The sequence below is a fragment of the Pseudomonas sp. ZL2 genome (genome assembly GCF_054788455.1).
This window is the reverse complement of sequence record NZ_JBGOGX010000023.1, coordinates 1-13,718: the sequence shown is the minus strand read 5'-3', so window position 1 is coordinate 13,718 and position 13,718 is coordinate 1. Positions and strand designations below refer to the sequence as shown.

Genomic DNA, 13,718 nt, shown 5'->3' with positions numbered 1-13,718 from the left:
ATTACTCCTTCGCCTCGTTGCGGCCGAGATGGAAAGCCGTCACCGCCGCGGCGAGCAGCAGCATCGAGGCCAGTTCCACCACCAGCAGGTAAGGGCCGAACAGGCTGATGCCGACGGCCTTGGCGTCAACGGTGGTGTGGCCGATGCCGGCACCGCTTTCGCTGACGAACAGCACGTACAGCAGCTCGACCAGCAGCAGTGCACCAAGCACCACCGGGCCGAGCCAGATGCCCGGCTTGAGCCAGCCGCGTTCCTGGGCGACCGAAGCCGGCCCGAGGTTGAGCATCATCACCACGAAGACGAACAGCACCATGATGGCGCCAGCATAGGCGATCACTTCCAGGACACCGGCGAACGGAGCGCCGAGGGCGAAGAAGGTCATCGCCACGGAGATCAGCGAAATGATCAGGTAGAGCAGGGCGTGCACGGGGTTGGTGTTGGTGATCACCCGAAGGGTGGACACCACAGCGACACCGGATGCGAAATAGAAAGCGAATTCCATCTTTCTTCCTTAAGGGAGCAAGCTCTTCACGTTGATCGGCTCGGCTTCGTTCTGCGCGGCGCCTTTCGGCTTGCCGGCAACAGCCATACCTGCAACACGGTAGAAGTTGTAGTCAGGGTTCTTGCCGGGGCCGGAGATCAGCAGATCTTCTTTCTCGTAAACCAGGTCCTGACGTTTGAACTCGGCCATTTCGAAATCCGGCGTGAGCTGGATCGCGGTGGTCGGGCAGGCTTCCTCGCAGAGGCCACAGAAAATGCAACGGGAGAAGTTGATGCGGAAGAACTCCGGGTACCAACGACCGTCTTCTGTTTCGGCTTTCTGCAGCGAGATACAACCGACCGGGCAGGCCACGGCACACAGGTTGCACGCTACACAGCGCTCTTCGCCATCCGGGTCGCGGGTCAGGACGATGCGGCCACGGTAGCGTGGCGGCAGGTAGACCGGCTCTTCCGGGTATTGCAGGGTGTCACGTTTGCGAAAACCGTGAGAGAACACCATCACCAGGCTGCGCAGCTGGGTGCCAGTGCCCTTAACGATGTCGCCAATATATTTGAACATGGGTCAAATCCTCACTGGGCCGCAACAGCTGGCGTGTTGAGCAACACGAGCGCAGCGGTCACCAGCAAATTGATCAGGGTCAGCGGCAGGCAGAACTTCCAGCTGAAGTCCATCACCTGGTCATAGCGCGGGCGCGGGATCGAGGCGCGCAGCAGGATGAACAGCATGATGAAGAACGCGGTCTTCAGGGCGAACCAGACGAACGACAGTTGCGGCAGGATGCCGAACGGGCCGTGCCAGCCGCCGAAGAACAGGGTTACCAGCAGCGCCGAGATCAGGATGATGCCGATGTACTCACCGACGAAGAACATGCCCCATTTCATGCCGGCATATTCAATGTGGTAACCGTCGGCCAGTTCCTGTTCCGCTTCCGGCTGGTCGAACGGGTGACGGTGAGTCACGGCGACGCCAGCGATGAAGAAGGTGCAGAAGCCGAAGAACTGCGGAATGATGAACCACAGGTTCTGGGCCTGGTAGTCAACGATGTCGCGCATGTTGAACGAGCCGACCTGGGCCACGATGCCCATCAGCGCCAGGCCCATGAACACTTCGTACGACACGGTCTGGGCCGAGGCCCGCAGGCTGCCGAGCAGGGCGTACTTGTTGTTCGACGACCAGCCGGCGAACAGCACGGCGTAGACCGACAGACCGGCCATGGCGAAGAAGAACAGCAGGCCGATGTTCAGGTCCGCGACACCCCAGGTCGGGGTGATCGGGATGATCGCGAAGGCGATCAGCAAGGCGCTCATGGCCACCACTGGCGCCAGGGTGAAGATCACCTTGTCGACGAAGGGCGGGTTCCAGTCTTCCTTGAAGAACATTTTCAGCATGTCGGCTGCGATCTGGAACATGCCGAACGGGCCGACGCGGTTCGGACCGTAACGGTCCTGCCACCAGCCCAGCAGGCGCCGCTCGACGAAGCTGAGCAGCGCACCGCAGACCACCACGGCCAGCAAGACCACGATGGCCTTGATGACGGTGATGATCACATCGATCACTTCAGGGGTGAACCAGGTCATTGTGCTGCCTCCTGCAGGCCTTCGACGGATGCACCGAAGATGGCTGGCGGAATGCCGGCCAGGCCTTTCGGCAGGGCAACCAGGCCTGCGCCCAGTTCTTCATTGATGCGCAGCGGCAGACGCAGGGTCACGCCTGCCACGTTCAGGCTGAGCAGGGCGCCGTCGTTGACACCCAGGCGGTCGGCTTCGGACTTGGCCAGGGCCACGTAGGCTTGCGGGATGCGCTCCTGCACCGGCGCTGCGCGCGAAGAGTTCTCTTCGCTGCCGAACAGGTGGTAGAACGGTACGGCCTGCCAGGTGCCGCGGGCCGGAGCGAAGGCTGCCGGAACGCTGGCGAACCAGTTCAGCTTGTCGCCCTGGGTTTCGATCAGGCGGGTGCCCGGGTCGCCTGCGCGCAGGTGACCACCGACCTCGTCCTGGAACTTGTTCCAGGCTTGCGGCGAGTTCCAGCCCGGCGACCAGGCGAACGGCACTTGCGAGCGCGGTTCGGCCGAACCCGAGTAACCTTCCATGGAGAAGGCGAATGCGGAGTCCTTGTCTTGCGGGGTACGCGGCTCGTGCACGCTGATGTCGGCGCGCATGGCGGTACGGCCGGAGTAGCGCAGCGGCTCACGCGCAAGCTTCATGCCCTTGATGCGGAACGAAGCGGACGGTGCGGCGTTGACAATGCCGGTCAGTTGCGGCGCGGCAGCGGCGCAGGCGCTGGTGACGTGGTCCAGCTGGGTCCAGTCGACCGGCTTGTTGAGCAGGGTGGCACGCAGGGCGTGCATCCAGCGCCAGCCTTCGTGAACCAGGATGCTGCTGTCCAGGTAGGTAGGGTCGAACACCTGGAAGAAGCGCTGGGCACGGCCTTCCAGGCTGACCAGGGTACCGTCGCCTTCGGCGAAGGACGCCGCCGGCAGCACCAGGTGGGCGCGGTCGGTGGTAGCGGTCTTCTGGTGATCGGCAACGATTACGACTTTGGCAGCGGCCAGGGCAGCGTCGACCTTGGCAGCGGCAACGCGGCTGTACAGGTCGTTTTCCATCACGACGATGGCGTCGGCCTTGCCTTCGATCACTGCGTCCAGCGCGGCATCGATCGACTCGCCACCGAGCATGGCCAGGCCGAGGCTGTTGGCCTCAGGCACCACCAGGCTCAGGGAACCGTTCTTCTCGCGCAGCTTCAGGGCCTTGGCGATGTTGGCCGCGGCTTCGATCAGGGCGTTGGAACCCAGCGAGGTACCGGCAACCACCAGCGGACGGTTGGCGGCCACCAGGGCGTCGGCGATGCGCTTGGCCAGGGCCAGGGCTTCGGCGTCCAGGCCGTCGACGGCAGGGGCGCTCGGGTCGATGGCATGGGCCACGGCGAAACCGATGCGGGCCAGGTCGTCCGGCGCTGCGTGCACGCACTCTTCGGCGACGTCATCGAGCTTGGTTTCGGCCAGGCTTGCGATAAACAGCGGGTACATGGCGTGCTGGCCGATGTTCTTCACCGCGGCATCGAGCCAAGGCTGAACGCGCATGGCATCGGCCATGGCTTCGGCCTTGCCCTTGACCGACTGACGCAGGGCCAGGGCCACACGGGCGGCGGTCTGGGTCAGGTCTTCGCCAAGTACGAACACCGCGTCATGGTCTTCCATGTCGCGCAGGGTCGGGACCGGCAGCGGGCTGTCGTTGAGCACTTGCAGGGCCAGGCGTACGCGGGCCAGCTCACCGGCTTCCATACCCGAGTAGAAGTGCTCGGCACCGACCAGTTCGCGCAGGCCGTAGTTGCTTTCGAGGCTGGCGCGCGGCGAGCCGATACCGACGATATTGCGCCCGCGCAGCATGTCCGCAGCCTTGTCCAGGGCGGCATCCAGGCTCAGCTTGGTGCCGTCGGCCAGCAGTGGCTGACGTGGACGGTCGGTGCGGTTGACGTAGCCATAGCCGAAACGGCCACGGTCGCAGAGGAAGTACTGGTTGACCGAACCGTTGAAGCGGTTCTCGATCCGGCGCAGTTCGCCGTAACGCTCACCCGGGCTGATGTTGCAACCGCTGGAGCAGCCATGGCAGATGCTCGGGGCGAACTGCATGTCCCATTTACGGTTGTAGCGCTCGGAGTGGGTCTTGTCGGTGAACACACCGGTCGGGCAGACCTCGGTGAGGTTGCCGGAGAACTCGCTCTCGAGGGTACCGTCTTCAACGCGACCGAAGTAGACGTTGTCGTGGGCACCGAATACGCCCAGATCGGTACCGCCGGCGTAATCCTTGTAGTAACGCACGCAACGGTAGCAGGCGATGCAGCGGTTCATCTCGTGGGCGATGAACGGGCCGAGCTCCTGGTTCTGGTGGGTACGCTTGGTGAAACGGTAGCGGCGCTCGTTGTGGCCGGTCATGACCGTCATGTCTTGCAGGTGGCAGTGACCGCCTTCCTCGCACACCGGGCAGTCGTGCGGGTGGTTGGTCATCAGCCATTCGACGACGCTGGCACGGAATACCTTGGCTTCTTCGTCTTCGATGGAAATCCAGCTGCCATCGGTGGCAGGGGTCATGCAGGACATGACGATGCGACCACGGGTGTCGTTCTCGTCGGTGTACTGCTTGACCGCACACTGGCGGCAGGCACCGACGCTACCGAGCGCCGGGTGCCAGCAGAAATAGGGGATGTCGAGGCCGAGCGACAGACACGCCTGTAACAGGTTGTCTGCGCCGTTGACTTCGAGCTCTTTGCCGTCTACGTGGATAGTGGCCATGGTTCAAAGTTCTTCGTTGGCCCGCGTCTGCGGGCGTGGCTAATGGAAATCTGTGTGCCTGCAGCCCGCGACAGGTGTCCCCGGGCGAGCTGAGCAGGCAAGCGGGCGGCACGGACCGCCCGCGTTGTTATTCGTTATGCGCCGACGACGATCGGCTTCGCCAGGTCCGGGCGCAGGCCGGCAGCGGCAGCAGCCGGTGCCTGGCTGGCGATGCCAGCCTCGAACTCAGGGCGGAAGTACTTGATCGCGCTACCCAGCGGCTCAACGGCGCCCGGTGCGTGTGCACAGAAGGTCTTGCCTGGGCCGAGGAAACCGACCAGACCCAGCAGGGTCTCGATGTCGCCCTGCTGGCCCTGGCCTTGTTCGAGGGCGCGCAGGAGCTTGACGCTCCACGGCAGGCCGTCGCGGCACGGGGTGCAGAAGCCACAGGATTCACGGGCAAAGAACTCTTCCATGTTGCGCAGCAGCGAGACCATGTTGACGCTGTCGTCCACGGCCATGGCCAGGCCGGTACCCATACGGGTGCCGACCTTGGCGATGCCACCGGCGTACATTTGCGCATCCAGGTGCTCGGGCAGCAGGAAACCGGTACCGGCGCCGCCTGGCTGCCAGCACTTGAGCTTGAAGCCATCGCGCATGCCGCCGGCGTAGTCTTCGAACAGCTCGCGGGCGCTGACGCCGAACGGCAGTTCCCACAGGCCCGGGTTCTTGACCTTGCCGGAGAAGCCCATCAGCTTGGTGCCGTGGTCTTCACTGCCTTCGCGGGCCAGCGACTTGTACCAGTCGATGCCGTTGCCGACGATGGCCGGCACGTTGCACAGCGTCTCGACGTTGTTCACGCAGGTCGGCTTGCCCCACACGCCAACGGCGGCAGGGAAGGGCGGCTTGGAGCGCGGGTTGGCGCGGCGGCCTTCGAGGGAGTTGATCAGTGCGGTTTCTTCACCGCAGATGTAGCGCCCGGCACCGGTGTGGACGAACAGCTCGAAGTCGAAGCCGCTGCCGAGGATGTTCTTGCCCAAAAGGCCTGCAGCCTTGGCTTCCTCGACCGCACGGTTGAGGTTGCGCGCTGCGGTGGTGTATTCGCCACGCAGGAAGATGTAGCCGCGGTAGGCTTTCAGCGCGCGGGCGCTGATCAGCATGCCTTCGATCAGCAGATGGGGCTGTTGCTCCATCAGCATGCGGTCTTTCCAGGTGTTGGGCTCCATTTCGTCCGCGTTGCACAGCAGGTAGCGGATGTTCATGGATTCGTCTTTGGGCATCAGGCCCCATTTGACGCCGGTCGGGAAACCCGCACCGCCACGGCCCTTGAGGCCGGAATCTTTCACGGTCTGGACGATATCGTCCTGGGACATCTGCGCCAGGGCCTTGCGGGCGGCGGCGTAGCCGTCCTTGGCCTGGTACTCGTCGAGCCAGACCGGCTCGCCGTCGTCACGCAGGCGCCAGGTCAGCGGATGGGTTTCAGCCGAGCGCGCAATGCGGTTGGCCGGGCCGAAGGAAGTGATGGTCATACGTAACCCTCCAGCAGCTTGGAGACGCCAGCAGGCTGCACGTCGCCAAAGGTGTCGTCGTCGATCATCAGCGCCGGGGCCTTGTCGCAGTTACCCAGGCAGCACACAGGCAGCAGGGTGAAGCGCCCGTCTGCGGTGGTCTGGCCCAGGCCGATGCCCAGTTCGGTCTGGATCTGGCTGACCACCGACTCGTGGCCGCCGATGTAGCAGACCATGCTGTCGCAGACGCGGATGATGTGCCGGCCAACCGGCTGACGGAAGATCTGACTATAGAAGGTGGCCACGCCTTCGACGTCGCTGGCAGGAATGCCGAGCACTTCGCCGATGGCGTAGATGGCGCCGTCCGGCACCCAGCCGCGTTCCTTCTGGACGATCTTCAGGGCTTCGATGGACGCCGCGCGCGGGTCCTCGTAGTGATGCATCTCGTGCTCGATGGCCGAGCGCTCGGTTTCGCTCAGGGCGAAACGATCGGTTTGGATAAGCGTGCTGTTCATGCTTAGCGGTCCACGTCAGCCATAACGAAGTCGATACTGCCCAGGTACGCAATGAGGTCCGCGACCATGCTGCCGCGGATCACCGAAGGGATCTGCTGCAGGTGCGGGTAGCTCGGGGTACGGATCCGGGTGCGGTAGCTCATGGTGCCGCCGTCGCTCGTCAGGTAGTAACTGTTGATGCCCTTGGTCGCCTCGATCATCTGGAAGGATTCGTTGGCCGGCATGACCGGGCCCCACGAAACCTGCAGGAAGTGAGTGATCAGGGTTTCGATGTGCTGCAGGGTGCGCTCTTTCGGCGGCGGCGTGGTCAGCGGGTGATCCGCCTTGTACGGGCCTTCCGGCATGTTGCGCAGGCACTGGTCGATGATGCGGATACTCTGGCGCATCTCCTCGACACGGACCATGCAGCGATCGTAGGCATCGCCGTTGTGGGCCAGCGGCACTTCGAACTCGAAGTTCTCGTAGCCGGAGTAAGGGCGGGCTTTGCGCAGGTCGAAGTCAAGACCGGTGGAACGCAGGCCAGCACCGGTGACGCCCCATTCCAGGGCCTCTTTGGTGTTGTACTGGGCAACGCCGATGGTCCGGCCCTTGAGGATGCTGTTCTGCAGGGCGGCCTTGGTGTACTCGTCGAGGCGCTTTGGCAGCCAGTCGACGAAGTCCTTCACCAGTTTTTCCCAGCCGCGCGGCAGGTCGTGGGCAACACCACCGATGCGGTACCAGGCCGGGTGCAGACGGAAGCCGGTGATGGCTTCGATCACGGTGTAGGCGCGCTGACGGTCGGTGAAGGTGAAGAACACCGGGGTCATGGCGCCGACGTCCTGGATGTAGGTCCCCAGGAACAGCAGGTGGCTGGTGATGCGGAAGAACTCGGCGAGCATGATGCGGATCACGTCGACCTTCTGCGGCACCTGGATGCCGGCCAGCTTCTCCACCGCCAGTACGTACGGCAGGTTGTTCATCACCCCGCCGAGGTAGTCGATACGGTCGGTGTAGGGGATGAAGCTGTGCCAGGACTGACGCTCGGCCATTTTCTCGGCGCCACGGTGGTGGTAGCCGATGTCCGGGACGCAGTCGACGATCTCTTCGCCGTCCAGCTGCAGGACGATACGGAAGGCACCGTGGGCCGAAGGGTGGTTCGGGCCCAGGTTGAGGAACATGTAGTCCTCGTTGGTGCCCTGGCGTTTCATGCCCCAGGCCTCAGGGTTGAAGCGCGCGGCTTCTTCCTCGAGTTGCTGCTTGGCCAGGGTCAGGCTGTACGGATCGAATTCGGTGGCGCGGGCAGGGTAGTCCTTGCGCAGCGGGTGACCTTCCCAGGTCGGCGGCATCATGATCCGGGTCAGGTGCGGGTGGCCGGCAAAGTCGATGCCGAACATGTCCCAGACTTCACGCTCGTACCAGTTGGCGTTGGGCCAGATACCGGTGACGGTGGGCAGGTTCAGGTCGCCTTCGCTGAGGGCCACCTTGATCATCACGTCGCTGTTCCGCTCCACCGAGAGCAGGTGGTAGAACACGCTGAAGTCTGCGCCCGGCAGGCCGCGGCGCTGGGTGCGCAGGCGCTCGTCGACGCCATGCAGGTCGTAGAGCATGCTGTACGGCTTGGCGACATGGCGCAGGAAACCCAGCACGTCCTTGAGTTTTTCGCGGGTAACCCAAAGCACCGGCATGCCGGTGCGGGTTTCCTGGGCGACGAACGCTTCGGGGCCGAATTTGTTGTTCAGTTCGACGACCACATCCTGGTCGTCAGCCTTGTAAGGCGGGATATAAATAGCGGTGTCCGCTGTCATGGTCTCGGTCGCTTTCGGTCAACGTAGAGAATGAAGCCAGGCTGCCTGTCGCGCATGCGCAGGCAACAGGTCGCTGGATCAGACTTCGTCGGGGCTGCGCAGGTTGGTGACCTGGATGCGCTGTTCACGGCGTTGCTCTTTCTGCGACGGCATCTCGGCACGGTAAATGCCTTGATCACCGACAACCCAGGAAAGAGGGCGACGCTCCTGGCCAATCGACTCCTGCAACAGCATCAGGCCTTGCAGGAAGGCTTCAGGGCGTGGCGGGCAGCCAGGCACGTAGACATCCACGGGGAGGAACTTGTCGACCCCCTGAACGACCGAGTAAATGTCGTACATGCCACCGGAGTTGGCGCACGAACCCATGGAGATGACCCACTTGGGCTCGAGCATCTGCTCGTACAGGCGCTGGATGATCGGCGCCATCTTGATGAAGCAGGTGCCGGCGATGACCATGAAGTCGGCCTGACGCGGCGATGCCCGGATGACTTCGGCGCCGAAGCGGGCGATGTCGTGGGGCGCCGTGAAGGCCGTGGTCATTTCCACGTAGCAGCAGGAGAGGCCGAAGTTGTACGGCCACAGGGAGTTCTTACGCCCCCAGTTGACCGCGCCACTGAGCACATCTTCAAGTTTGCCCATGAAGATGTTCTTGTGGACCTGGTCCTCTAGCAGCGAATCGGAGACGGTTTCCCGTTCTCCGATTGGATATTGCTCGTTGGGAGCATCCGGGTCGATTCTGGTGAGATTGTATTGCATTGCCAAAGCCTCATTGTTTCAGCTTCGCTTGCCGCTTGCGACGACCTTCGGGAGCCCAGTCAAGTGCTCCGACGCGCCATAGGTAGACAAGACCTGCCAACAGAATTGCTATGAAAACGAGTGCTTCGACGAATCCGGTCCAGCCGCTTTCGCGGACGGACACAGACCATGCAAAGAGAAAGAGGGCTTCGATATCGAAGATCACGAACAGCATCGCGACCAGATAGAATTTGGCTGACAGACGCAAGCGGGCGCCGCCAGTGGGCAGCATGCCGGACTCGAAGGGCTCGTTCTTGCTGCGGCCCCAGGCCTTGCTGCCGAGCAGGGCGGACAGGCCGAGCATGAAGGCACACAGGCCTACGACACCCAAAAGGAAAATGGCAAAGCCCCAGTTGTGGGCGATGAGTCCTGTCGAATCGGGCATGCTGAAAATCCTTATACAGAGACCAGTCTCTGCGGCTTGAAAAGAAGTAGAGCAGTGACGATATGTCGCAGCGGAATCTATCGCGCTGATTTTATGGGTAAACCCGGTGCAAGTAAAATTTCTGCAGCAAATTTATTCGTAAGATTAAGAACAAAAATCTTTCGTAACAGGCTGCAGGCCACGTAGACCGGGGATTGCCCCGGGTTCTGTTAATTATGTTTCTTGCAACGCGTAATGAATCAGCAACTTCGTAATGATAATTAATATCATTTGAGGTTGTGCGATTAGTCCTACTGTTCGAGTCAACTACAAAGTTGTGCAACATAGCCGTCACCTGCAAGTTTCCACACCCTGTGTTTTAACCTGTTTTTTCTTGCCTCGCCGCGCTCTGGATCAAGGCTTTTGTCGATTGCCTGGTGTAGGCCGAGGCGGCGATGGCCCACTGGCCCAGCCAGTAGGCGAGGATGATCAGGTACTGGGCGGCGCCAAACGGGCTGACGAAGCGGTCGATACCGATCAGGCTGTCGGAAAACACGAAAGCAACCGCGCCCAGTGCCGCGAGGCCGCCGCAGGCCAGGGCGCGCCAGAGCATGGCGCTGATGGCCAGGGCATACACGGTGACCGGAATCAGCAATTCACCCAGGCCGGAACTGATCAGCAGGCCCAGCAGCGCCGCACCGACAATCGCCGAGCCCAGCAGTGCAGCGGGCGCCAGTTGGCGGTCCTCGCCCAGGTAGCCGCGCAGGTAGGCCAGGTGCGCGCAGAGAAAGGCCGCCAGGCCAAACACGAACAGATCGCCAGGCACGGCCAGGAGTATGTCGCCGAGCAGTGAGAAACCTAGGCCAATGATGATCCAGCGCCGGTAGGCGGTGGGCTCGGCGCTACTCAGCCAGCAGATCAGCGCCAGCACCGGGATCGGTTTGACCGCCAGGCCCAGCAGCGCGTTGCTGCTGGCCAGTGCATATAGATAGAAGGCTGCACCCAGCAGGGCCAGGCAGAGCAGGGTGACAGGGCGGGGCATGGCCGATCCTTGGTGTTGTTGTGCACCTAGCATAGCCAATGGCAATTAATAAGGAAGCCCTGTGCATTTGCTGGGGGCCTATCGCTGGCAAGCCAGCTCCCACAGGTACTGCATGCACCGTGCCCGGTGGGAGCTGGCTTGCCAGCGATGGCGGCACCACCACATCCTGATAAAAAAACAAAACCCGGGGCCCCATCACAGGCCCCGGGTTTTGCGTGTTACCCGAATCTCAGCAACCGATCCGTGATCAGTGGAACTGCTCTTCTTCGGTCGAGCCGGTCAGAGCGGTCACCGAAGACTTGCCACCCTGGATAACAGTGGTCATGTCGTCGAAGTAGCCGGTACCGACTTCCTGCTGGTGGGCGACGAAGGTGTAGCCTTTCGACGCGTCAGCGAATTCTTGCTCTTGCAGCTTCACGTAGGCGGTCATGTCGTTGCGGGCGTAGTCGTGCGCCAGGTTGAACATGCCGTGCCACATGTTGTGGATACCCGCCAGGGTGATGAACTGGTGCTTGTAGCCCATGGCCGACAGTTCGCGCTGGAACTTGGCGATGGTTGCGTCGTCCAGGTTCTTCTTCCAGTTGAAGGAAGGCGAGCAGTTGTAGGACAGGATCTGGTCCGGGTATTCCTTCTTGATCGCTTCGGCAAAGCGGCGAGCTTCGTCCAGGTCCGGCTTGGCGGTTTCACACCAGATCAGGTCGGCGTATGGCGCGTAAGCCAGGCCGCGGGCGATGGCTTGATCCAGGCCTGCACGAACCTTGTAGAAGCCTTCCTGGGTGCGCTCGCCAATCACGAATGGCTGGTCGTACGGGTCGCAGTCGCTGGTCAAAAGGTCAGCGGCGTTGGCGTCGGTACGGGCCAGGATAATGGTCGGTACGCCGGCAACGTCAGCCGCCAGACGGGCAGCGGTCAGCTTCTGTACGGCTTCCTGGGTCGGAACCAGTACCTTGCCGCCCATGTGGCCGCATTTTTTCACCGAGGCCAGCTGGTCTTCGAAGTGAACGCCGGCGGCGCCTGCTTCGATCATGTTCTTCATCAGCTCGTAGGCGTTGAGGACGCCGCCGAAACCGGCTTCGGCGTCAGCCACGATCGGTGCGAAGTAGTCGACGTAGCCTTCGTCGCCTGGGTTCTTGCCGGCTTTCCACTGGATCTGGTCGGCGCGACGGAACGAGTTGTTGATGCGCTTGACCACGGTTGGGACCGAGTCCACCGGGTACAGCGACTGGTCTGGGTACATGGACTCGGCCGAGTTGTTGTCGGCAGCCACTTGCCAGCCGGACAGGTAGATGGCCTGGATACCGGCTTTGACCTGTTGTACGGCCTGGCCGCCGGTCAGGGCGCCCATGCAGTTGACGAAATCTTTCTCTGGACGGAAGGACGGGTGTGCGCCCTGGGTGACCAGCTTCCACAGCTTCTCGGCACCCAGATGGGCCAGGGTGTGCTCAGGCTGGATCGAGCCACGCAGACGAACGACATCAGCGGCGGTGTAGGTACGGGTCACGCCTTTCCAGCGCGGGTTCTCGGCCCAGTCTTTTTCGAGGGCTGCAATTTGCTGTTCGCGTGTCAGTGCCATGGAAATAAACCTCGTCGCATCGGTCTTGGGTAAAAATTCTCGCTCTCTGCTGCGCAGATCAGAAGCCAGGCAAAGGTCAGTATGGGCGAAATATGCGACGGTCGAACGATGGGGCTCGAAGAGGGGAAGTGAGCAGGTGGGCGAGGTTTTCGCTGCAGGGTGGCTCGTGGTTGCCGAACTGCAATGAACAGTGCTGCCGGGTACCTTTTGATGCGCTTCCGTCCCTCGGGACAACTTCGTTCCAGTCGCAATCTCGTCAAACTGCCTTGTGGGCGGTACAGACACGAGCCGGCTCAGGTGGGTGAGTTAGAGCGCGGCTCGAAAGCCCTTGCCAGGGCCTCTGATCAGCGGGAGCGGGGCCATCATGCCTCGACGTTTCGGGGTCGTCAAATGTTTTGTAGTGGTTTTTTATCGCCACTACATCTTTGGTCTAATACGACTCATCAGTCAGTTTCGAGGCCTTTGGTCGAGGCCTTGATTTGTCTGGGTTCAGTCCAAAGCATCGACTTTTACCCGCAATGTCATGTTTTCACCGCGCTGGGTGCTGTAACTGAGGGCCGAAGCGCTGCGTTCGGACTGACTCTGCTGGTTGACCCCTGCCAAGGTGATCCACTCACCGAGCTTGCCGGTGACTTTTGTGTCGGTACTTTGCACCTTCACTACATCAGGACGTTCCTGGCTCATCCGGTCATTGTTGGTACTGATGTTTAGGTGCACGGTGTCGCCAGTGACACTGGCGGTGACGTAAAAGCCCTGGGTGACGTTGCGGTATTCGGTGTCACTTTGCACCCGGCCATAGCCATCGGTACTGGTGCTGGTGATCGGGATGCTCTGCCCGACCTGGATCAGCGCCGGGCTGCCTTCGCTGGCTTGCACCTGTTGCAGGCCGCCTTCGCGGTTGGCAGTGCCGTAGCGAATGACCCGGGCATTGCCGCGGTTGTCCTGGAAGTTGCTGTCGTTGTTGTCGACGCTGATCAGCAGTTTACGCGGCGCGGTGTCCAGTTGCTGCAGCAGGGTGCGCAGGTCGTCGATGCGTTCGGGCTCGGCGTTGACGATCAGTTTGTTTTCAAAGGCACTGACGCTGCCGTCCTTGCCGATGAAGGCTTGCGCGGTGGGGAGGATTTCAGCGCTGGTGCGGTGGCTCAGCGGCAGGACTTCGGTGGCGGCCAGCGTACTCAGGCTGAACGACAGAAGCAGGGAGGCGAGAAGGGGGCGTAGCGGCATGTCCATGATCTCCGCGGGTGGAGTGGACATGATGGCAAATTTGTAGCAGTTATGGGAGCGAGGTTGTCAGGCTGAGGACTGCTTCGCAGCCCATCGCCGGCAACGCCGGCTTGTGTCTTGAGGTAGGAATAGAATCAGAAGTGA

General features: G+C 62.0%; 12 protein-coding genes. All 12 read right to left on the bottom strand.

Features of this window, described 5'->3' with window-relative positions; genetic code table 11:
• Position 1: 1 nt before the first annotated feature.
• The 12 genes from nuoJ to ABM562_RS16575 all read right to left on the bottom strand — a co-directional run bounded on the left by nuoJ (position 2) and on the right by ABM562_RS16575 (position 13,574).
• Complete coding sequence (nuoJ, locus tag ABM562_RS16630) at positions 2 to 502, bottom strand: NADH-quinone oxidoreductase subunit J (RefSeq protein WP_115087772.1); 501 nt, start codon at positions 500 to 502, stop codon at positions 2 to 4.
• Between the two features lie 9 nt (positions 503 to 511).
• Positions 512 to 1,060, bottom strand: a complete 549-nt coding sequence (gene nuoI, locus ABM562_RS16625) for an NADH-quinone oxidoreductase subunit NuoI (RefSeq protein ID WP_009400993.1) — start codon at positions 1,058 to 1,060, stop codon at positions 512 to 514.
• A gap of 11 nt (positions 1,061 to 1,071) precedes the next feature.
• Positions 1,072 to 2,079 carry an NADH-quinone oxidoreductase subunit NuoH gene (gene nuoH / locus ABM562_RS16620; RefSeq protein WP_038996049.1) on the bottom strand — a complete coding sequence of 336 codons (1,008 nt, stop codon included), beginning with the start codon at positions 2,077 to 2,079 and terminating at the stop codon, positions 1,072 to 1,074.
• Positions 2,076 to 4,790 carry an NADH-quinone oxidoreductase subunit NuoG gene (gene nuoG, locus ABM562_RS16615; protein WP_134063343.1) on the bottom strand — a complete coding sequence of 905 codons (2,715 nt, stop codon included), beginning with the start codon at positions 4,788 to 4,790 and terminating at the stop codon, positions 2,076 to 2,078. The genes nuoH and nuoG overlap by 4 nt, the downstream gene beginning before the upstream one ends.
• Positions 4,791 to 4,924: 134 nt before the next feature.
• Entirely contained in the window at positions 4,925 to 6,298 is a 1,374-nt protein-coding gene (gene nuoF / locus ABM562_RS16610) for an NADH-quinone oxidoreductase subunit NuoF (protein WP_115087770.1), read from the bottom strand.
• Positions 6,295 to 6,792, bottom strand: coding sequence for an NADH-quinone oxidoreductase subunit NuoE (gene nuoE / locus ABM562_RS16605; RefSeq protein WP_115087769.1), 498 nt, complete (start codon positions 6,790 to 6,792; stop codon positions 6,295 to 6,297). The genes nuoF and nuoE overlap by 4 nt, the downstream gene beginning before the upstream one ends.
• A 2-nt stretch (positions 6,793 to 6,794) precedes the next feature.
• Positions 6,795 to 8,576: an NADH-quinone oxidoreductase subunit C/D gene (gene nuoC, locus ABM562_RS16600; RefSeq protein ID WP_134063341.1), complete on the bottom strand. Its 1,782-nt coding sequence runs from the start codon at positions 8,574 to 8,576 to the stop codon at positions 6,795 to 6,797.
• Positions 8,577 to 8,654: 78 nt separating this feature from the next.
• Positions 8,655 to 9,332, bottom strand: coding sequence for an NADH-quinone oxidoreductase subunit B (locus tag ABM562_RS16595; protein ID WP_010220398.1), 678 nt, complete (start codon positions 9,330 to 9,332; stop codon positions 8,655 to 8,657).
• 10 nt (positions 9,333 to 9,342) lie between these two features.
• Complete coding sequence (locus ABM562_RS16590; protein WP_010220397.1) at positions 9,343 to 9,756, bottom strand: NADH-quinone oxidoreductase subunit A; 414 nt, start codon at positions 9,754 to 9,756, stop codon at positions 9,343 to 9,345.
• Positions 9,757 to 10,114: 358 nt separating this feature from the next.
• The gene (locus ABM562_RS16585) at positions 10,115 to 10,777 is read right to left on the bottom strand and encodes a lysoplasmalogenase (RefSeq protein ID WP_460422651.1); all 663 of its coding nucleotides are present in this window, start codon (positions 10,775 to 10,777) and stop codon (positions 10,115 to 10,117) included.
• Positions 10,778 to 11,024: 247 nt separating this feature from the next.
• A complete protein-coding gene (gene aceA / locus ABM562_RS16580) occupies positions 11,025 to 12,350 on the bottom strand; it encodes an isocitrate lyase (RefSeq protein ID WP_115087766.1) in 1,326 nt (441 codons plus the stop codon).
• A gap of 489 nt (positions 12,351 to 12,839) precedes the next feature.
• Positions 12,840 to 13,574 (bottom strand): secretin N-terminal domain-containing protein, encoded by a 735-nt coding sequence (locus ABM562_RS16575; RefSeq protein ID WP_240047875.1) that lies wholly within the window; start codon positions 13,572 to 13,574, stop codon positions 12,840 to 12,842.
• Positions 13,575 to 13,718 lie beyond the last annotated feature (144 nt).